This window comes from Streptomyces sp. NPDC026538, from assembly GCF_055567535.1.
Genome location: NZ_JBVHQG010000001.1, coordinates 1,066,675 through 1,085,204, shown reverse-complemented (window position 1 = coordinate 1,085,204; position 18,530 = coordinate 1,066,675). Strand labels below are relative to the sequence as shown.

At 69.7% G+C, this 18,530-nt stretch carries 15 protein-coding genes, 2 tRNA genes and 1 pseudogene; 12 read left to right on the top strand and 6 right to left on the bottom strand.

Features of this window, described 5'->3' with window-relative positions; genetic code table 11:
- Window positions 1-327 precede the first annotated feature (327 nt).
- Complete coding sequence (locus ACZ4N4_RS04885) at window positions 328-912, top strand: biotin transporter BioY (protein WP_450755681.1); 585 nt, start codon at window positions 328-330, stop codon at window positions 910-912.
- A 95-nt stretch (window positions 913-1,007) separates the two neighbouring features.
- Here ACZ4N4_RS04885 and ACZ4N4_RS04880 read toward each other — a convergent pair whose 3' ends face one another.
- A complete protein-coding gene (locus tag ACZ4N4_RS04880; RefSeq protein WP_467584441.1) occupies window positions 1,008-1,718 on the bottom strand; it encodes an LPXTG cell wall anchor domain-containing protein in 711 nt (236 codons plus the stop codon).
- Window positions 1,719-2,068: 350 nt separating this feature from the next.
- Between ACZ4N4_RS04880 and ACZ4N4_RS04875 the strand changes: the two genes are divergently transcribed.
- On the top strand, window positions 2,069-3,739 hold the full coding sequence (locus tag ACZ4N4_RS04875) for a protein kinase domain-containing protein (protein ID WP_467585325.1): 1,671 nt from the start codon (window positions 2,069-2,071) through the stop codon (window positions 3,737-3,739).
- Window positions 3,740-3,751: 12 nt separating this feature from the next.
- Here ACZ4N4_RS04875 and ACZ4N4_RS04870 read toward each other — a convergent pair whose 3' ends face one another.
- Window positions 3,752-5,230 (bottom strand): amino acid permease, encoded by a 1,479-nt coding sequence (locus ACZ4N4_RS04870; RefSeq protein WP_467584439.1) that lies wholly within the window; start codon window positions 5,228-5,230, stop codon window positions 3,752-3,754.
- Between the two features lie 205 nt (window positions 5,231-5,435).
- On the opposite strand from ACZ4N4_RS04870, the gene ACZ4N4_RS04865 reads away from it, so the two are divergent.
- Both ACZ4N4_RS04865 and ACZ4N4_RS04860 read left to right on the top strand, forming a co-directional pair.
- Window positions 5,436-5,921, top strand: a complete 486-nt coding sequence (locus ACZ4N4_RS04865) for a ribose-5-phosphate isomerase (RefSeq protein WP_450755675.1) — start codon at window positions 5,436-5,438, stop codon at window positions 5,919-5,921.
- 280 nt (window positions 5,922-6,201) lie between these two features.
- On the top strand, window positions 6,202-7,005 hold the full coding sequence (locus ACZ4N4_RS04860) for an Fpg/Nei family DNA glycosylase (protein ID WP_467584436.1): 804 nt from the start codon (window positions 6,202-6,204) through the stop codon (window positions 7,003-7,005).
- A 22-nt stretch (window positions 7,006-7,027) separates the two neighbouring features.
- On the opposite strand, the pseudogene ACZ4N4_RS04855 reads toward ACZ4N4_RS04860, so the two are convergent.
- Window positions 7,028-8,268, bottom strand: a pseudogene (locus ACZ4N4_RS04855) (GNAT family N-acetyltransferase).
- Between the two features lie 175 nt (window positions 8,269-8,443).
- On the opposite strand from ACZ4N4_RS04855, the gene ACZ4N4_RS04850 reads away from it, so the two are divergent.
- Window positions 8,444-9,607, top strand: coding sequence for a PP2C family protein-serine/threonine phosphatase (locus ACZ4N4_RS04850; protein ID WP_453575922.1), 1,164 nt, complete (start codon window positions 8,444-8,446; stop codon window positions 9,605-9,607).
- Between the two features lie 197 nt (window positions 9,608-9,804).
- Window positions 9,805-10,257 (top strand): HD domain-containing protein, encoded by a 453-nt coding sequence (locus ACZ4N4_RS04845; protein ID WP_467584433.1) that lies wholly within the window; start codon window positions 9,805-9,807, stop codon window positions 10,255-10,257.
- Window positions 10,258-10,263: 6 nt separating this feature from the next.
- Here ACZ4N4_RS04845 and ACZ4N4_RS04840 read toward each other — a convergent pair whose 3' ends face one another.
- Complete coding sequence (locus tag ACZ4N4_RS04840) at window positions 10,264-11,385, bottom strand: acyltransferase family protein (protein ID WP_453575928.1); 1,122 nt, start codon at window positions 11,383-11,385, stop codon at window positions 10,264-10,266.
- Between the two features lie 462 nt (window positions 11,386-11,847).
- Between ACZ4N4_RS04840 and ACZ4N4_RS04835 the strand changes: the two genes are divergently transcribed.
- Window positions 11,848-12,042, top strand: coding sequence for a hypothetical protein (locus ACZ4N4_RS04835; protein WP_123976981.1), 195 nt, complete (start codon window positions 11,848-11,850; stop codon window positions 12,040-12,042).
- 230 nt (window positions 12,043-12,272) lie between these two features.
- On the opposite strand, the gene ACZ4N4_RS04830 is transcribed toward ACZ4N4_RS04835, so the two are convergent.
- Window positions 12,273-12,343: transfer RNA gene (locus tag ACZ4N4_RS04830), tRNA-Gly, on the bottom strand.
- Between the two features lie 163 nt (window positions 12,344-12,506).
- Here ACZ4N4_RS04830 and ACZ4N4_RS04825 point away from each other — a divergent pair.
- From ACZ4N4_RS04825 to clpX, 5 genes are all read left to right on the top strand, one after another.
- A tRNA-Pro gene (locus ACZ4N4_RS04825) sits at window positions 12,507-12,583 on the top strand.
- A gap of 187 nt (window positions 12,584-12,770) precedes the next feature.
- Window positions 12,771-14,159, top strand: a complete 1,389-nt coding sequence (tig, locus tag ACZ4N4_RS04820; RefSeq protein ID WP_467584430.1) for a trigger factor — start codon at window positions 12,771-12,773, stop codon at window positions 14,157-14,159.
- Window positions 14,160-14,551: 392 nt separating this feature from the next.
- Window positions 14,552-15,160: an ATP-dependent Clp protease proteolytic subunit gene (locus ACZ4N4_RS04815; RefSeq protein WP_089107498.1), complete on the top strand. Its 609-nt coding sequence runs from the start codon at window positions 14,552-14,554 to the stop codon at window positions 15,158-15,160.
- Window positions 15,161-15,227: 67 nt separating this feature from the next.
- The gene (locus ACZ4N4_RS04810) at window positions 15,228-15,893 is read left to right on the top strand and encodes an ATP-dependent Clp protease proteolytic subunit (protein WP_351691078.1); all 666 of its coding nucleotides are present in this window, start codon (window positions 15,228-15,230) and stop codon (window positions 15,891-15,893) included.
- A gap of 189 nt (window positions 15,894-16,082) precedes the next feature.
- The gene (gene clpX / locus ACZ4N4_RS04805; protein WP_351319384.1) at window positions 16,083-17,369 is read left to right on the top strand and encodes an ATP-dependent Clp protease ATP-binding subunit ClpX; all 1,287 of its coding nucleotides are present in this window, start codon (window positions 16,083-16,085) and stop codon (window positions 17,367-17,369) included.
- Between the two features lie 83 nt (window positions 17,370-17,452).
- Here the strand turns inward: clpX and ACZ4N4_RS04800 are convergent, their stop codons facing one another.
- Complete coding sequence (locus tag ACZ4N4_RS04800; RefSeq protein ID WP_467584426.1) at window positions 17,453-18,397, bottom strand: hypothetical protein; 945 nt, start codon at window positions 18,395-18,397, stop codon at window positions 17,453-17,455.
- Between the last annotated feature and the right edge of the window lie 133 nt (window positions 18,398-18,530).

The following is an 18,530-nucleotide window of genomic DNA, read 5'->3' as shown; positions in this document are numbered from 1 at the left end:
CAGGTCGACATAGCGACGCGACGTGAAGTTCCGGGACTGGGCGACCATGTCCGAAAGCGTAGGCCAGCGACCCGGAATCCCACCAGACCACTAGGATTCGATTGGTGGAACTCCACAGGCCTGTTCAACGCCGTTGACGTGACTGAAACATCTCTGCCTCAGTGATCGGCGTCACCTCAAACCGCGTGTAGCCCGCATCCTTTGTGGGGAGCCCACCAAGCGCCCGTTCCGGCCTTTGTCGACCGCTGACGTGTTCGGCTCAGGCGGGCCGGGATAGCGTCACGGTGTTCCCTGCTTGTCTGCCCACCCTCACCCCGCGGAGTCCCCATGAGCACCGCCACCGCAGCCGCGTCGCCCCGCACCGGCACCGTCCTCGCCGACCTCCTGCCCGCGTCCCGGGTGCGCGACGTGGCCCTCGTGGTCGGCGGCGCCGCGCTCACCGGCCTCGCCGCCCAGATCGCCGTCCCGGTGCCGGGCTCCCCGGTCCCGGTCACCGGCCAGACCTTCGCGGCCCTGCTCGTCGGCACCGCCCTCGGCGCCCGCCGCGGTCTGCTCTCCCTCGCCCTGTACGCGCTGGCGGGTCTGGCGGGCGTGCCGTGGTTCGCGAGCGGCACCTCCGGGGTCTCCGTCTCCTTCGGCTACATCCTCGGCATGATGCTCGCCTCCGCCGTCGTGGGCTCCCTGGCCCGCCGCGGTGCCGACCGCAACGTGCTGCGGATGGCGGGCACGATGCTGCTCGGCGAGGCGATCATCTACGCGATCGGTGTGCCGTACCTGGCCTACGCCGCCCACCTGTCCGCGTCCGCGGCGATCGCCGCCGGCCTCACCCCGTTCCTGATCGGCGACGCGGTGAAGGCGGCCCTGGCGATGGGCGCGCTGCCGGCCGCCTGGAAGCTCGCCGACAAGAGCTGACGGCACCGAACGGCCGGCAAGAGCCGACGGTACCGAATACGGGAAGGGGCCCGGGGGGCGCACGCGCCCCGGGCCCCTTCCCGTGGGTGTCCTGCTCAGCAGGTCCGCCGCCGCGACCACCACACGCCCGCCGCCCCGGCCGCGATCAGCGCCGCACCGGCCGCGCCGAGCGGCAGCACGTCACCGCCCGCGCCGGTCTTCGGCAGCTGGTCGCCGCCCGGCCCCACCGGCTTGTTGTCGGTGCCCAGCAGCAGCGGGGTGGCCGGGGCGTTCGGCGACGGGTTCGTCGTACCGAACGGCACCGGGCCCTGCTGCCAGAAGGTCTTCTTCCCGTCCGCGCTCTGCACGGGCAGACAGATCTTCCCGGTCTTGCCCAGGTCGAACGTGGCGTCCACCGGGTACGACTTCGACTTGCCCGCGCCGAGCACGCCGACCGGGCAACTGAAGCCGCTGTTCGAACCGGCCGGCAGATCCTTCGCCGCGATGGCGTCGCAGCCCTGCGCGTTCGTGACTTTCAGGCCGTCGAAACCGACCACCAGAAGTTCGATGTCGGCGCTGTCCTTGGTTCCCTCGTTCTTTACCGTGGCGGTAATCGCCGTTTTCTGCGAACTGTTGTCGACCGAGATCTTCCCGGGCAGCGTGGTCGTCAGCTTCACACCCGCCGGTGCCTGGTCAACCGCCTTTCCCCCCTTGCCGCTTGCCGGTCCCTGGTCATCGGCGGCCGCCGTGAACGGGAGGATCATCACGGCCGAGAAAGATGCCGTGACCAGCGATCCCGCGACGACTGCCATACGACGAGAACTCATGTTCGTCCCCCTTGCAACCCCCTGACCGCGCCTGAATTCGCGGTCACTTGAAGAGGTACCACAAGATTTCTCCGCACTATGCTGGTACGGCCGTAAGTGTGACCATTGTGTGTCAGCAGGGGCGGTCGTTGAGGGGGTGCAGCGAATTGCCGGAGAATTCAGGGAGTCCAGGGATTCCAGGGGGCGCGGGGAATTCCGTTGGTCCAGGGAATTCCGGTGGTCCAGGGAACGCGGTTGGTCCAGGGGACGCGGTTGGTCCAGGGAACGCGGAGAGCGCGGGGCGCGGTGGTGTGCCGGGGCTGCTGGTGACCGGTCGCTACCGGCTGGCCGAGAGTATCGGGCAGGGGGGAATGGGGCGGGTGTGGCGGGCCGCCGACGAGACGCTCGACCGGCAGGTCGCCGTCAAGGAGATGCGGATCGACGGCCTCGACGCCGAGGACACCCGCACCCGCCGTGAACGCACCCTGCGCGAGGCCAGGGCCACCGCCCGGATCGACCACCCCAACGTCGTACGGGTCTACGACGTCGTCGACGAGGGCGAACGCCTGTGGATCGTCATGGAGCTGGTCAACGGCCGCTCCCTTGAGTGGATCATGGCCGAGGAAGGGGCGCTGAGCCCGCGCGCCGCGGCCCGGATCGGCCTCGGACTGGTCGCCGCGCTGCGCCAGGTGCACGCCGGGGGAGTGCTGCACCGTGACATCAAACCCGGGAACGTCCTGGTCGAGAACACCGACGGCCGGGTCGTGCTCACCGACTTCGGCATCGCGGCGATCCAGGACGCCAAGGCGCTCACCATGGTCGGCATGCTCGTCGGCTCCCCCGACTACATGGCACCCGAGCGGATCTCCGGGCGCCCGCAGGGCCCGCCGTCCGACGTCTGGTCGCTCGGCGCGACCCTGTGCGCGGCCCTCGGCGGCCGCTCCCCCTTCTCCCGCGACACGACCCTGGCCACGCTGCACGCGGTCCTCTACGAGGAGCCCGAACTCCCCGCGGCGGCGGGCCCGTTGCACGACCTGCTGGCGGCGCTGCTGGCGAAGGAACCGACGGCCCGGCCCGGCCTGGCGGAGGTCGAACGGACCCTGCGCCCGGTGGCATACCCACCCCGGACCCCGACGCAGACCTGTCCGACTCCGGCCCCAGTGCCGGCGGAGCGCCCGACACCGGCGTACGTGGACCTGACGAAGCTGCGTATTCCGCAGCCGCAGGACGAACGCCCGCAGCCGCATCCGACGGAGGTACAGACGTCCCCGCCGGTGAGTGCTTCGACGGAGGCGGCGACGCAGCGCTCAGAGGTCCGCTCGGAAACTCCGCCCAGCAACTCGGCAGCCCCCACCTTGCAGCGCCCCGAAAGGGGCGCGGGGAACGGCGCGCCCAGCCACCACGAACCCGCAGCGACCCACTCGCGCAAAGCCCCCAAACGCACAACTCTCCTGGCCGTACTGGGAACCGCGGCGGTGGCCACCGCCCTCGCCGTCCTCCTCGCCACCACAACAGGCGGCGGCGACAACGGCACAGCAGCCGGTATCTCCCCAACCCCCTCGACCGCGACGCCCACCACATCGGCGCCCACAGTGGCGGGCACCGCCCGCCCCCGCAGCCTTCCGCCCGGCGCCCACGAGGAGGCCGGCGGCTTCGCCTGGGTGACCCCTAAGGGCTGGCGCAGGGACGTGAAGACCGGCGCCGAGGTGCACTACACCTCCCCCGACGGCAGCCAGGAACTCGTCGCCAAGTCCTCCCTGGCCCGCGGTGACCTCATGGACAGCTGGAGCGCCTCCGAACGCAGCGCCCACCAGGGCCAGGACTACAGCAAGATCCGGCTGGTCGAGACGAGGTTCCGCGGCTACCCGGCGGTGGTCTGGGAGTACACCTTCTCCCTCAAGGGCGTCCGCTGGCACGCACGGCTGCTGGGCTTCGACGCCGACGGCAAGTCGTACCAGATCAACACCTGGTACCAGCCGGCGATCGAAACCCAGGCCGTGCAGACGTACGAGCAGGTCAAGGAGGGCTTCACCCTGCTGTGACCGGCGGTCGGCTCAGCCGACGGACACCTTGTCGGCGGGCTCGCCCGCCTCCGCGGCGGTCGCCGCCACGCGGCTCTCCGTGAGCTTCTGCTTCACCACGGCGACGGCGATCACGAGCGCCGCGACGAGCAAGGACAGCAGCACGGTCGTACGGCCGCTGCTCTCGCCCTCCGTGTCGGTCAGCATGTAGCCCAGGACGAACACGATCAGACCGGCCGTCGCCCAGGTCAGGTACGGGTACAGCCACATCTTCACGACGAGCTTCTCCGGCGCCTCGGCCTGGATGATCTTCCGCATGCGCAGCTGCGAGAAGCAGATGACCAGCCAGACGAACAGGGCCACCGCGCCGGAGGAGTTGACGAGGAAGAGGAAGACGGAGTCCGGGAACCGGTAGTTGAAGAAGACGGCGACGAACCCGAAGACGACGGAGGCGACGATCGCGGCCATCGGCACACCGCGGGAGGTGGTCCGGGCGAACGCCTTCGGCGCGTCGCCGCGCTGTCCGAGCGAGAACGCCATCCGGGAGGCCGTGTACAGACCGGAGTTGAGACAGGACAGCACCGAGGTCAGCACGATGAAGTTCATGATCTCGCCGGCGTGCGCGATGCCGAGGGAGTCGAGGGCGGCGACGTACGAGCCCTTCTCCTTGATCGACGGGTCGTTCCAGGGCAGCAGCGCGACGACGATGAGGATCGAGCCCAGGTAGAAGACGCCGATCCGCCAGATGATGCTGTTGGTCGACTTGGTGACCGCGCGCTGCGGGTTCTCGGACTCGCCGGCGGCCAGGGTGGCGATCTCGCTGCCCATGAAGGAGAAGACGACCAGCAGCACACCGGTGAGGATGGCGCCGGGCCCGTGCGGCAGGAAACCGCCGTGGTCGGTGAGGTTGGCGAAACTCGCCTTGTCCGCGTGCACGCCGGGCAGCACACCGAAGACGGCCAGCAGGCCGACGACGATGAACGCGCCGATCGCGACGACCTTGATCCCGGCGAACCAGAACTCGAACTCGCCGTACGAGCCGACCGAGACCAGGTTGGTGGCGGTGAGGACCACCATCACGATGAGCGCCCAGCCCCACTGGGGGACGGCCGGGATCCAGCCCTCCAGGATCTTGGCGCCGGCGGTGGCCTCCACCGCCAGCACCACGACCCAGAAGAACCAGTACAGCCAGCCGATGGAGAACCCGGCCCAGCGGCCGAGCGCGCGGTCCGCGTGCGCGGAGAACGAACCGGAGGTCGGATTGGCGGCGGACATCTCGCCGAGCATCCGCATCACCAGGACGACGAGGGTGCCGACGAGGGCGTACGACAAGAGGATGCCGGGCCCTGCGGTGGCGATACCCGAACTGGAACCGACGAAGAGACCGGCGCCGATGACGCCGCCGATGGCGATCATCGACAGATGGCGGTTCTTGAGTCCTGCGTGCAGACCGTTGCCGTTGCCGGGATCGCCGGCCGGGGGCGGGGCAGTCGTGGTCGGCTGCGAAGTCATAGGGGGAATTCCTTTGCGCCGTTGAGCGGGGGTCCCGTACGAGCGGCGTACGAGTTGGTCCAGTGAAACGGAGGCTGGCGGATTCCTGAACCTTTGATTCCAGATCGTTACTTGAGGTTTTCCTGAGGTTCTGTAGTGTTACTCACACTTCCCGGGGCGTGGCCCCCGCACTGCCGCGCGTTTACGGCCATGTCACACTCATCCCATGCGCGTGTATCTCGGCTCCGACCATGCGGGCTTCGAACTCAAGAACCACCTCGTCGAGTGGCTGAAGGAAGCGGGTCACGACCCCGTCGACTGCGGCCCCCACATCTACGACGCCCAGGACGACTACCCGCCCTTCTGCCTCCGTGCGGCCGAGCGGACGGCGGCGGACCCGGAGTCCCTCGGCATCGTGATCGGCGGCTCCGGCAACGGTGAGCAGATCGCCGCGAACAAGGTGAAGGGCGTGCGGGCGGCGCTCGCCTGGAGCGAGGAGACCGCCTCGCTCGGCCGGCAGCACAACAACGCGAACGTCGTCGCGGTGGGGGCGCGGATGCACACGCAGGAAGAGGCGACGAAGTTCGTCGAGACCTTCCTGAACACGCCGTTCTCGCAGGGTGAGCGCCATGTCCGCCGCATCGACATGCTGACGGAGTACGAGACGACGGGCACCCTCCCGCCCATCCCGGCGCACCACCCCCAGCCGTAGCGTCTGCCCACCCACCCGACTCGGCGGCCTGAGAAGCGAGGTCGGGGAGCGCCGAGCGGGGCCGTGTCTTTGACCAGGGGCGGCCCGGTAGGCGTTCGGCTGCGGGTGCGTGGGGGCTGCTCGCGCAGTTCCCCGCGCCCCTTACGGAGCGCTTGCGCCCCCGGCTGGGCTATGGCCCGTTTCTCTCACTTCGCTTCGGGGCCCCGGCCGGGCACTTGGCCCTCGACGTTCACCTCTCCACCGACCGAGTCGGGTGGTGGGTGGGAAAGGAACTACCCCGGTGCCGGAAGGGCACACCATTCACCGGCTCGCGCTGGACTACCGGCGGCTCACCGGACCCGTGCGGGTCAGCAGTCCGCAGGGCAAGTTCTCCGACGCCGCCCAGCTGATCGACGGCGCCCCCCTCACCCGTACCGAAGCCCACGGCAAGCACCTCTTCCTGGGCTTCCGGGACAGCGACTGGGTCCACATCCACCTCGGCCTCTTCGGCAAGGTCACCTTCGGTGACGCCCCCGCGCCCCCGGCCACCGACACCGTCCGGCTCCGCCTCGCCGACGCCACCTCGTACGTCGACCTGCGCGGCCCCACCACCTGCGCCCTGATCACCGACGCGGAGAAGAACGCCATACACGCCCGGCTCGGTCCGGATCCGCTCCGTGCCGACGCCGACCCGAGCGTCGCGTACCGGAAGATCTCCCGCAGCCGTACGACCGTCGCCGCGCTGCTGATGGATCAGAAGATCATCGCGGGGGTCGGCAACGTCTACCGCGCCGAGGTGCTGTTCCGGCACGGAATCGATCCCTACCGCGCCGGGAAGGAGATCGGGCCGGCCGAGTGGGACGCCGTCTGGGCCGATCTCGTCGGGCTCATGCACGAAGGCGTGCGGAACAACCGGATCGACACCGTCCGCCCCGAGCACACCCCGGAGGCGATGGGCCGCCCGCCGCGCGTCGACGACCACGGCGGCGAGGTGTACGTCTACCGCCGGGCCACCCTGCCCTGTCACATCTGCGGCACCGGGATCCGCACCGCGGACCTCGCCGCCCGCAACCTCTTCTGGTGCCCCCGCTGTCAGAACCGCTGAGCGGCGCCCACCGGAGGGCGCGCTAGAAACCGTGCGGCAGCCACGGCAGCGCCGCCGACCCGAACGCCGTCGACGCCTCGGCCAGCGCCCCCGGCCGCAGCTCCCGCACCCGGCCCGCCCGGGCCAGCGACACCAGGGACACGCCACCGAGGTAGGCCGCCGCCAGCTCCCGTACGGACAGGGCGAGTTCGGCCGTGTCCGTCGTACGTTCGCAGAACGCGCCCTTGGCGTCGCCGGTCAGCCGCCAACGCCCCTCGTTCCAGGGGCAGAAGGCGTCCGCCACCTCCAGCACCACGTCCACCGGCGCCTGATAGGTCCGCGCCTCGAGCGCCCCGCCGACGTCGACGAGACGGAGGTACCCCATGTCCCGCACCCGCGTCAGACAGCGCCGGATGTCGGAGACCAGGTACTGCCAGGCGTCGTCGACCGGTCGCCCCCGCAGCGTCAGCTTCGACATCAGGTCGATGCCGAACAGGAACCGCCACAGCGCCGCGTCGCTCGCCGCGTCCACCGCGGCCAGGTCCTGCAGCGCCACCGTGCCGTCGTGCCCGCTCGGCGACCAGCCCGCTTGGTACGGAACCGGGCGTACCCGGTGACCCGCCCGTCCCGCTCGGCGACCACGCACTGCAGCGCCGACGCCCCGTCCCGGTCGCTCTCCGGATCCACCAGCGCCGCCCGCTCCCAGCCGGGCTGCCGGGCCAGCATCCCGGGCCGCAGCGGCACCAGCTCCGCGTACACCGCCTCGCACGCGTCGAGCACGTCGGCCGGCCTGGCGTAGCGCAGCCGTACGTCGTCGGTGCCGGCCGGCACGGCCAGCGTCACCCGGCTCGTGTCGATCTCGGCTTGCAGCTGCTGGACCGCGGTGTCGTACCCGAAGCGGCCGTAGATCGCCGGCTCGGAGGCGGTCAGCGCGGCGAGCACCTCGCCCCGCTCCCGTACGTCGTCCAGCTGGCGCCGCATCATCGCGGTCAGCACCCCGCGCCGCCGGTGCGTCGCGGACACGCTCACCATGGTGACGCCCGCCACGGGCAGCACGGCGCCGCCCGGCACGGTCATCCGGAAGCTGAACGCCCCGCCCGTCCCGACGAGTTCCGCCCCGTCCCAGGCGGCCAGCGAACGCTCGAACTCCGTGAGGGAGCGGTCCAGCTCGCGCTCCTCGGCCGACGCCGGTCCGGCCCCGAAGGCCCGTACCAGATGGTCCCACCACCCGTCGAACTCCTCGGCACGCAGCACCTTCAACTCGGTCGTACGGTCGGTCGCCATAGGCCATGCCTACCAGGGGCGATGCGGGACGAGCCAGCGAATTTCTCCCGGACGGCGACGCGGGGGCGTCCGGTGAAGTTCACTGTGAAGTCGCACTCGACGGCGAACCTCGGACGGGGGACAAGTGGGACCTCCCGTGCCAAGCAGCTGGTCCGATGGATAGGGTCCCGAACTAATGGCAGTAGACGGAGAGCGGCGCGGGAAGGCCGAGACGTTCACGGCCCGGTGGAAGATGCAGTGGCACCGGGCCCGCGTCGGGCTGCGCAGAAGCGCCGTGGACTACTTCCGCGGCGACGGCTCCGACTGGATCGCGCTCGTCGGGCTCCTGCTGACCGTCCCGGTACTGGCGGCCATGACCCTCGCCAACTCGGTGTGGTTCTCCCCGGCCTCCCTGGTCCTGCCGATCATCGCGGGCGGCCTGCTGCTGCGCCCGGCGAGCCTGCTCGGCCTGTACGCGGCGGCGGCCACGGCGCTGATCGTGGAGTCGGTCCGCCTCGGCCCCTACACGGAGGGCCCCTCCCGGGTCACCCCGGGCGTGGTCCTCGTCGTCGCCGCCTGCGGCTTCTTCGGCCTCCTCACCGCCCAGTTCCGCAGCCGGGTCGGCGTGCCCTGGCGGCGCGGCGGCACCATGCTCTTCGACCTGCGCGAACGCATCCGGGTGCAGAGCAAGCTGCCGAAGCTGCCGCCGGGCTGGCACCGCGAGATGGCCCTGCGGCCGGCCGGCGGGCAGTCCTTCTCCGGCGACTTCGTGGTCGCGGCCCGCACGAACAACGGGCGCACGATGGAGGTCGTCCTCACGGACGTCTCCGGCAAGGGCATGGACGCGGCGTCCCGCGCCCTGCTGCTGTCCGGCGCGTTCGGCGGCCTGCTGGGGTCCCTGCCCCCGCACGCCTTCCTCACCGCCGCCAACGGATACCTCCTCCGCCAGGACTGGGACGAGGGCTTCGCCACCTCGATCCACCTGGTCCTCGACCTGGACTCCGGCGACTACGAGCTCTACTCCGCCGGTCACCCCCCGGGCCTCCAGCTCAGCGCGGGCAGCGGCCGCTGGGAGGAGAAGGCCGCGGAGGGGCCGCTCCTGGGTGTCTACGACGGCGCGCAGTTCGACTCGGTCAAGGGCTCACTGCGCCCGGGTGACGTCCTGATGCTCTTCACGGACGGCCTGGTGGAGACGTCGGACCGGGACATCGTGGAGGGCATCGACCGCCTCACGGGAGAGGCCGACCGCTATGTCGCCGGCGGCTTCCACGGGGCGGCCTGGCACCTGATCGAGGCGGTGGCGAGGGACGTGAACGACGACCGGGCGCTGCTGCTGATCTGCCGGGAGGCGGCGCGGTGAGGAGGCCGACGGTTGGGCTGCGGGCCGGTGCGGGCTGTTCGCGCAGTTCCCCGCGCCCCTTACGCGGCGCTTCGCCCGCCGTCTCTCCCTAGCTGCGGGCAGTCGTGCCGCTGGGGCGGCACGGGTGGGCGCAGGCGGCACCCTGCAAGCGCCGGTAAGCGTCCCCACCCCCACCCCCGCCACGGGATACTCGCACCGTGACCCCGACCCCGCTCTCCCTCTCCGAAGTGGAGGCGCTCGCCCGGGCCGCGCACGCCGCGCAGACCGACAAGGCCGGCCGCCCCTACGCCGAGCACCTCGCCGCCGTCGCCGAAGGCGTCCGCGTCCGCGGCGGCGACCCGGAGCAGATCGCCGCCGCCTGGCTGCACGACGCCGTCGAGGACCACGCCGTCACGGCGGACTGGCTGGCGGCGGCCCCCCTCACCGCCCGCACCAGGGCCATCGTCCTCGCCGTCACCAAACACCCCGGCGAGCCGCCCGAGGCGTACGCCCGCCGCATCCTCGACACCCCGGGCGCGCTCCTCGTCAAACAGGCCGACCTCGCGCACAACGCCGACCCGGGCCGGCTCGCCGTACTCGACGAGGACACCCGGAAACGGCTGACCGAGAAGTACGCCCGGATGCGCGCCCTCCTCGGTCTGCCGGCGTAGCCGGAATCACACGCCGGCCGTCTCCCGGGCTTCCCGGCTCTGCCGCCCCCGCGCCAGTTCCGCCGCGTCCTGCCGGAACGCCCACGCCATCCTCGGCTCCATGGCGAACCGGAAGACCCGCCGGACGGGCCCGGAGCACAGCAGCGTGACAACGGCGCCGGCGAGTGCGGTGACGAGGATCTCGCCGAGCGGGCGGTGCAGCCACCGCGGGTCGAACCAGCCCGCGTGGTCGGCGTACTTCACGACGAAACCGTGCAGCAGATAGCCGTACAGCGTGCCCGCGCCCAGTGCTGTGAACCACATCCGCCGGCCCGGTACCCAGGACAGGAAGCCGGCCGTCAGCACCATCGAGCAGCCGAACATCGCGAGCACCATCACCGGCCCGCACCACCACGGCACACCCAGCTCCTGCGCGGCGTCCCGGTGGTAGAACCACGCGGTGTTCATCCGCGGCACCGACCACCAGGAGAACGCCAGCGCGACCGCGAACACCGGCACCGCGGCGATCCGCACCGGCCACCGGCGTACCAGCCGGAAGTGCTCGGGCCGCAGGCACAGGCCGAGCACGAAGTACGGCAGGAACTGCAGGACCCGCTGCAGGTCCAGGTCGTCACCGATGGTGGGGGACACGGACGCCAGCATCGCGATGACGAAGGCGACGGGCAGCGGATGCCGGACCGCCCGCCAGATCGGCGTGGTCAGCCGCCAGACGAACAGCGCGCACAGGAACCAGGTCAGGTACCAGGGGTCGAGCAGGCTGATGTCCTGGCCGGGGGCGTGGTCGATGTACCGCTGGAACAACGAATAGGCGGTCTCGAACAGGACGTACGGCACGACGACACCGGTGACCAGCCGCTTCAGCCGGTCCGGACGCATGTCGAAATTCCGGGAGAAGTAGCCGGAGATGATGATGAACGCCGGCATGTGGAAGGCGTACACGACGCAGTACAGCGCCTCCAGGACGCGGCTGTCGCCCTTCAGCGGCTCCCAGGAGTGCCCCATCGCGACGAGCACGATCGCCAGGTACTTGGCGTTGTCGAAGAACGCGTCGCGCTGTCCGTCCGCCGGTGGCCGGGCCGGGGGACGCGGTGCTGGGTTCTGGCCGGGGGGCGTGGCGGCGGCAAACATCTGAGGCACCCTAGCGTCGCCTGTGGGATTTCGTGAAACCGCCGAAGTGAATGCTGGATATCTTCCGTGATCACTTGTGAACCGCCGGTCTATTTACCCGAGTCGACTCCTGCGTCCATGCGGTTTCATGGGGCACTTACACCCGCGATGTCCCTATTCATCCTGACTAATTGGTGCATAACGCCAGCGTGTGATCCCGGCTTGTGATGCCTGTGTCAACAATTCGAATTGGCTGCGCGGGCGTTGTGTGGACACCGCAACCAAGTCGCTCAATTACCTTGGATCTACGGCCGGGTGGGGCGTCGAATTACTGTGCGGGCGGGGGCCGGTGGGCGGTGAGTTGTCGACGTTGTGTCACGGGCCGCATAGTGCGGCCGGGTTGGTGGCACGATGGTTCTGGCGGGGGTGCGGGGTCGTACCCCCGGGCCGGGAGAGCGGAACCGACCGAGGGCGTGATCAGTTGTGGCCATTTCACTGTCTGTGGTGCTGCTGTTGGCGATCATCCTGGTAGTGCTGATCAGAGGGGGGAACATCAAGGCCGGCCCCGCGATCGTGGCCGTCCTCTTCGGCTTCTTCCTCGCGTCGACCGGGATGGCCCCCTCGATCCAGCGCTTCCTCGACTCGATAGCGCAGACCATCAACTCGATCAGCTTCTGACCGCGCGGGCGCGCGCGGGCGCGCCCGCGCGGCGCAGACGTGAACCGTGGATGCGCCCCCTGGACGCGATCCGTGGGCGAAGGAGCACGAGACGTAGATTCCGTACGCCCTGTACGGCGTCCGCTCCGTCCGTGCGGTCGGCGTGTCCGGCGAGCGGCGGCCCGGCCCCGGACGCGCCGAAGGCCCAGGCGAGGAGGTCGAAACCTCTCACCTGGGCCTTCGCCACGCGGAGCGGGCGACGGGAATCGAACCCGCGTAGCCAGTTTGGAAGACTGGGGCTCTACCATTGAGCTACGCCCGCACAACACGCGCCGCAGATCGGTGACCGCGGCACAGAAGGCATCGTAGCGGGTCGTCCGCCGCGTAGGCCAACGTGTTGGTGTGCACGGACGGGATGCCGACGCGGGTGAACAAAGCGGCCGACGCGGGCTGCCCCGCCATGTACCCTACGTGTCGCACCGAAACGGGGTGTGGCGCAGCTTGGTAGCGCGTCCGCTTTGGGAGCGGAAGGCCGTGGGTTCAAATCCCGCCACCCCGACCACCGAATGACGGCGTCCGTCTTGATCGCCTTTTGGGGCGCTGAGCGGCTGCGGTTACTATGCAAGCTGCGCGCCCGCGTGTCCCGGCCCCCACTCGGCGGCCTACGAACTCCTCCGGGCGGCGAAACTCCGCCGGTGCCTCTCTGGCCCCGGCAGAACCCAAGCAGTCAGCCACAAGGAGACCGAACCGTGAAGAGCGCCGTGGAGACCCTGAACCCGACCCGGGTTCGGCTCACTGTCGAGGTGCCCTTCGAGGAGCTCAAGGACAGCCTCGACGCGGCGTACAAGAAGATCAACCAGCAGGTCACGGTGAAGGGCTTCCGCAAGGGCAAGATCCCGGCCCGCGTCATCGACCAGCGGTTCGGCCGCGGTGCGGTGCTGGAGGAGGCCGTCAACGACGCGCTCCCGAAGTTCTACACCGAGGCGGTCAACGAGGCCGAGCTCAACCCGCTGGGCCAGCCCGAGGTCGACATCACGGAGCTGAAGGACGGCGAGACGCTGAACTTCACCGCCGAGGTCGACATCCGCCCCGCCCTGGAGATCCCGGACTACTCCGGTATCGAGGTCGAGGTCGACGCCGTCGAGGTGACGGACGAGGACATCGAGAAGTCCGTGGAGCAGCTCCGTGAGCGCTTCGCCTCCACCTCCCCGGTCGAGCGGGCCGCCCAGGACGGCGACGTCGTCACCATCGACCTGGAGGCCAAGGTCGACGGCGAGGTGCTCGAGGACGGCATCGCCGACGGCGTCTCCTACACCATCGGCTCCGGCGAGCTGCTGGACGGCATCGACGACGCCGTGAAGGGCCTGGAGGCCGGTGGCGAGGCCACCTTCACCTCCGAGCTCAAGGGCGGCTCCGCGGCCGGCCGCGAGGCCGAGGTCACCGTCAAGGTCACCCAGGTCGCCGCCCGCGAACTCCCCGAGCTGGACGACGAGTTCGCGCAGCTCGCCTCCGAGTTCGACACCCTGGACGAGCTGAAGGCCGACAGCCGCAAGCGCCTGGCCAACATGAAGACCTACGACCAGGCCACCCAGGCCCAGGAGCGCGTCCTGGAGAAGCTCCTGGAGCTCGTCGAGGTGCCCGTCCCCGAGAAGCTGCTCGAGGACGAGATCAACACCCGCAAGCACAACCTGGAGCACCACCAGCTCGGCCAGATGGGCCTCGACCTGGAGAAGTACCTCGAGATCCAGGGCAAGACCGCCGAGGAGTTCGAGGCCGAGACCAAGGAAGCCGCGGTCAAGGGCATCAAGACCCAGTTCGTCCTCGACGAGCTGGTCAAGGTCGAGAAGCTGAACGTCAACCAGGAGGAGCTCACCGAGCACCTCATGCGGCGTGCGGCCTCCTCCGGCATGTCCCCCGACCAGTTCGCCCAGGCCGTCGTCGAGGGCGGCCAGGTCCCGCTCCTGGTCGGCGAGGTCGCCCGCGGCAAGGCCCTGGCCGTCGTGGTCGAGGCCGCCACGGTGAAGGACACCAACGGCGAGATCGTCGACCTGGACGACGAGGACGAGGACGAGACGGAGGCCCCCGAGGCCGCCGCCGAGGCCGCGGACGCCACGGACGAGGAGAAGTCCGAGGGCTGAGCCCACGGCGCCTCCAGCGACGTAGAAGGGGCTCCTGGGCACTGCCCGGGGGCCCCTTGCCATAGGGCCTGGGGTCAGCGCCCCGAAAGGGGCGCGGGGAACTGCGCGAGCGGCCACATCGGACCCGCAGCCGCCTCCCACCGGCACAGCCGCGGCGGGTCGGCGGCGGCCCTTCCGCCGGAGGCACCTGCGCCGGCACAACCACGGCGAGTAGCCATCGGCCCACCGCCGGAGGCTCTACGCCCCCGGCGAACAGCCCTGTTACCGGGATTCCCCGAAGGGACCATCGCGTTAGGGTCCATGAGTACGAGGGCAGCCAAGCCCCCGGCTACGGAAACGTGAGACGGCCCGGCGCCGTCGTAAGACGAGCAGGTGGATACGTGACGAATCTGATGCCCTCCGCCGCCGGCGAGCCTTCCTTCGGTGGTGGCCTCGGCGACCAGGTCTACAACCGGCTGCTCGGCGAGCGGATCATCTTCCTGGGTCAGCAGGTGGACGATGACATCGCCAACAAGATCACCGCGCAGCTGCTGCTACTCGCGGCGGAGCCCAACAAGGACATCTTCCTCTACATCAACAGCCCCGGCGGCTCGGTGACGGCCGGTATGGCGATCTACGACACCATGCAGTTCATTCCGAACGACGTGGTCACCATCGCCATGGGCATGGCGGCCTCGATGGGCCAGTTCCTGCTCACCGGCGGCACCGCCGGCAAGCGCTTCGCCCTGCCGCACACGGACATCATGATGCACCAGGGCTCCGCGGGCCTGGGCGGTACGGTCTCGGACATCAAGATCCAGGCCCAGTACCTGCTGCGCACCAAGAAGACCATGTCCGAGTTGACCGCCCTGCACTCCGGCCAGTCCGTCGAGACGATCGTCCGCGACGGCGACCGCGACCGCTGGTTCACCCCGGAAGAGGCCAAGGAGTACGGTCTCATTGACGGGATCATCACGCATGCCTCCGGTGTTCCGGGAGGCGGCGGTACCGGCGCCTCCTGAGCCCGGCCACGCCCCGCTCCGCCGAGACTCCAGCCCCCCGAACGCCACCAGGACGGTGAACACCCTCATGAGCAACATTCCCGGCGCTGCTGACGCCCGCTACGACGGGCCCCGGCCCGACGCCCGCTACGTCATCCCGCGCTTCGTCGAGCGCACCTCCCAGGGCATTCGCGAGTACGACCCGTACGCGAAGCTCTTCGAGGAGCGCGTGATCTTCCTCGGCGTCCAGATCGACGACGCCTCCGCCAACGACGTCATGGCGCAGCTGCTGTGCCTGGAGTCGATGGACCCCGACCGGGACATCTCGATCTACATCAACAGCCCGGGCGGCGACATGACCGCCCTCACGGCGATCTACGACACGATGCAGTTCGTGAAGCCCGACATCCAGACGGTCTGCATGGGCCAGGCGGCCTCCGCCGCCGCGATCCTGCTGGCCGCGGGCACGCCCGGCAAGCGCATGGCGCTGCCGAACTCCCGCGTGCTGATCCACCAGCCGGCCGGTTCCACCGGCCGCGGCCAGCTCTCCGACCTGGAGATCATCGCCAACGAGTTCACGCGGATGCGTGAGCAGCTGGAGGACATGCTGGCCAAGCACTCCAACCGGCCGATCGAGCAGGTCCGCGAGGACATCGAGCGCGACAAGATCCTCACGGCCGAGGAAGCGCTGGAGTACGGCATCGTGGACCAGATCATCTCCACCCGGAAGATGAACAACGCTGACGTCCGCTGACAGAGGATGTAGTCTCTGCCGCCCTTGGCCCGGTTTGACCGTGGGCTCGGCAAGGTGCACGTCAAAGTGAACCGTGCCAAGGGGGGCCCGTACGGGGGGCCCGGCAAGGTACCGTCGACATAAGGCAGCACCAGGAGCCGCTGGATTCGAAAGAGTCCAGGCGTCTCCCAGGCGAAGGGGAAGCACACCGTGGCACGCATCGGTGACGGCGGCGATCTGCTCAAGTGCTCGTTCTGCGGCAAGAGCCAGAAGCAGGTCAAGAAGCTCATCGCAGGGCCCGGTGTGTACATCTGCGACGAGTGCATCGACCTCTGCAACGAGATCATCGAGGAGGAACTCGCCGAGACGAGCGAGGTGCGCTGGGAGGAACTCCCCAAGCCCCGCGAGATCTACGAGTTCCTGGAGGGCTACGTGGTCGGCCAGGAGGCCGCCAAGAAGGCCCTCTCGGTCGCGGTGTACAACCACTACAAGCGGGTCCAGGCCGGTGAGAACGGCGGCGGCCAAAGCCGCGAGGACGCCATCGAGTTGGCGAAGTCCAACATCCTGCTGCTGGGCCCCACCGGCTCCGGCAAGACCCTCCTGGCGCAGACCCTGGCCCGCATGCTGAACGTCCCGTTCGCGATCGCCGACGCCACCGCGCTGACGGAGGCCGGCTACGTGGGCGAGGACGTCGAGAACATCCTCCTCAAGCTGATCCAGGCGGCCGACTACGACGTCAAGAAGGCCGAGACCGGGATCATCTACATCGACGAGATCGACAAGGTAGCCCGTAAGAGCGAAAATCCTTCGATCACGCGAGACGTCTCCGGCGAGGGTGTGCAGCAGGCCCTTCTCAAGATCCTCGAAGGCACCACGGCCTCCGTCCCGCCGCAGGGCGGCCGCAAACACCCGCACCAGGAGTTCATCCAGATCGACACGACGAACGTGCTGTTCATCGTGGGCGGTGCGTTCGCGGGCCTGGAGAAGATCATCGAGTCCCGGGCGGGTGCCAAGGGCATCGGCTTCGGCGCGACGATCCGCTCCAAGCGGGAGCTGCAGTCCAAGGACCAGTTCGAGGACGTCATGCCCGAGGACCTGGTGAAGTTCGGCATGATCCCCGAGTTCATCGGCCGGCTGCCCGTCATCACCTCGGTCCACAACCTGGACCGCGAGGCCCTGCTCCAGATCCTGATCGAGCCGCGCAACGCGCTGGTGAAGCAGTACCAGCGCCTCTTCGAACTCGACGGCGTGGAGCTGGACTTCGAGCGCGAGGCCCTGGAGGCCATCGCCGACCAGGCGATCCTCCGCCAGACCGGCGCGCGCGGCCTGCGCGCCATCATGGAGGAAGTCCTCATGTCGGTGATGTACGAGGTGCCGTCCCGCAAGGACGTGGCCCGCGTCGTCATCACGGCCGACGTCGTCCACTCCAACGTCAACCCGACCCTGATCCCGCGCGACGCGCGCGGCCGGGGCGCGGGCGAGCAGAAGTCGGCGTAACCACGTCAACACCGAAGCGCCGGGCCCTCCTCCGAGGAGGGCCCGGCGCTTCGGCGTTCACACCGCTCGCACGTCGTACAGGTCTACTTGGCGACGCGCGCCTGCGCGCGGACATCGGCGGCGAGCTTCGCCGACTCGTCGACGCTGTACGTCTTCACACCCGCCGTCGGCTCCACCATGCCGATCGTGCTGTAGTCCGCCCAGATGCACAGGTACGCCGTCTGCTGCTTGCCGGTGAGCTGGCTCTTGCCCTGCGCCTGCTGGCACTTCATCACCGCGCCGTCCAGCCCGGCGGGGGACACCGACTGCGCGTCGCCGACCAGCTTCACGCTGTCGTCGTCGGAGGTGCCCTCCTTCTTCATCTGCGCGAAGGTGGCGTCCAGCGCGGCCTGCGGGTCCTTCACCGAGCCGTAGACCCCGAACAGGGTGAGGTTCTCGGCGGTCTGCGCCTTCGCCAGGTCCGTCGGGTCGGTGGCGTCGAGGGACTCCAGGTCGACGGTCGAGTAGATCGCGGTGACCGAAGTGGCGTCGGTGACGCCGGACTTGGCGAAGTCCTTGGCGTCACTCGAACTCGCCTTCTCCTCGCTGGGGTCGCCCACCCGCTTGTACTTGGCGGACAGCAGCGAGGCCGGCGCGGTGAGCTTGTGCGGCCCGTCGTCCTTGAGCCCGCCGCTCCCGCCCCCGGCGAGCACGAAGTACGCGCCGACCGCCACGGCCGCCACCACCGCCACCGCGCCGATGACCAGGCCCGTCTTCTTCCGGCCGCCGCCCGGAGCCGGCGGCTGCGGAACGCCGTAGGGCTGCTGGCCGTACGGAGGCTGGCCGTAGGGCGGCTGCGGCGGGACGGGAGGGACGCCCTGGGGCGGGTAGCCGTAGCCCGGCTGCGGCGGCTGCGGCGGGGCCTGCTGGGGGTAGCCGTAGCCGGGCTGGGGCGCCTGCGGCGGCTGGCCGTACGGACCCGGCTGCTGTCCGTACGGTCCCGGCTGCTGCGGCGGCCCTCCGTACGGGCCCGGCTGGTTGTAGCTCATCTCTGGGTTCCCCTCCAGATGCTTATGTGTTCCTGACATCCTGGCTCAGCCACAGGGGACTCACGGCACGAGGGTGCTCACCGTTACAGAACAAACGCGTTTCGGGACAGCGCCGGGACACCCCTAAACTGAG

Coding starts and splice junctions, on each gene's coding strand:
- ACZ4N4_RS04865 (WP_450755675.1), top strand. CDS start 5,436: ATGCGCGTGTATCTCGGCTCCGACCATGCGGGCTTCGAACTCAAGAAC.
- ACZ4N4_RS04880 (WP_467584441.1), bottom strand. CDS start 1,718: ATGAGTTCTCGTCGTATGGCAGTCGTCGCGGGATCGCTGGTCACGGCA.
- ACZ4N4_RS04870 (WP_467584439.1), bottom strand. CDS start 5,230: ATGACTTCGCAGCCGACCACGACTGCCCCGCCCCCGGCCGGCGATCCC.
- ACZ4N4_RS04815 (WP_089107498.1), top strand. CDS start 14,552: ATGCCCTCCGCCGCCGGCGAGCCTTCCTTCGGTGGTGGCCTCGGCGAC.
- ACZ4N4_RS04885 (WP_450755681.1), top strand. CDS start 328: ATGAGCACCGCCACCGCAGCCGCGTCGCCCCGCACCGGCACCGTCCTC.
- ACZ4N4_RS04850 (WP_453575922.1), top strand. CDS start 8,444: ATGGCAGTAGACGGAGAGCGGCGCGGGAAGGCCGAGACGTTCACGGCC.
- ACZ4N4_RS04875 (WP_467585325.1), top strand. CDS start 2,069: ATGGGGCGGGTGTGGCGGGCCGCCGACGAGACGCTCGACCGGCAGGTC.
- ACZ4N4_RS04800 (WP_467584426.1), bottom strand. CDS start 18,397: ATGAGCTACAACCAGCCGGGCCCGTACGGAGGGCCGCCGCAGCAGCCG.
- ACZ4N4_RS04840 (WP_453575928.1), bottom strand. CDS start 11,385: ATGTTTGCCGCCGCCACGCCCCCCGGCCAGAACCCAGCACCGCGTCCC.
- ACZ4N4_RS04810 (WP_351691078.1), top strand. CDS start 15,228: ATGAGCAACATTCCCGGCGCTGCTGACGCCCGCTACGACGGGCCCCGG.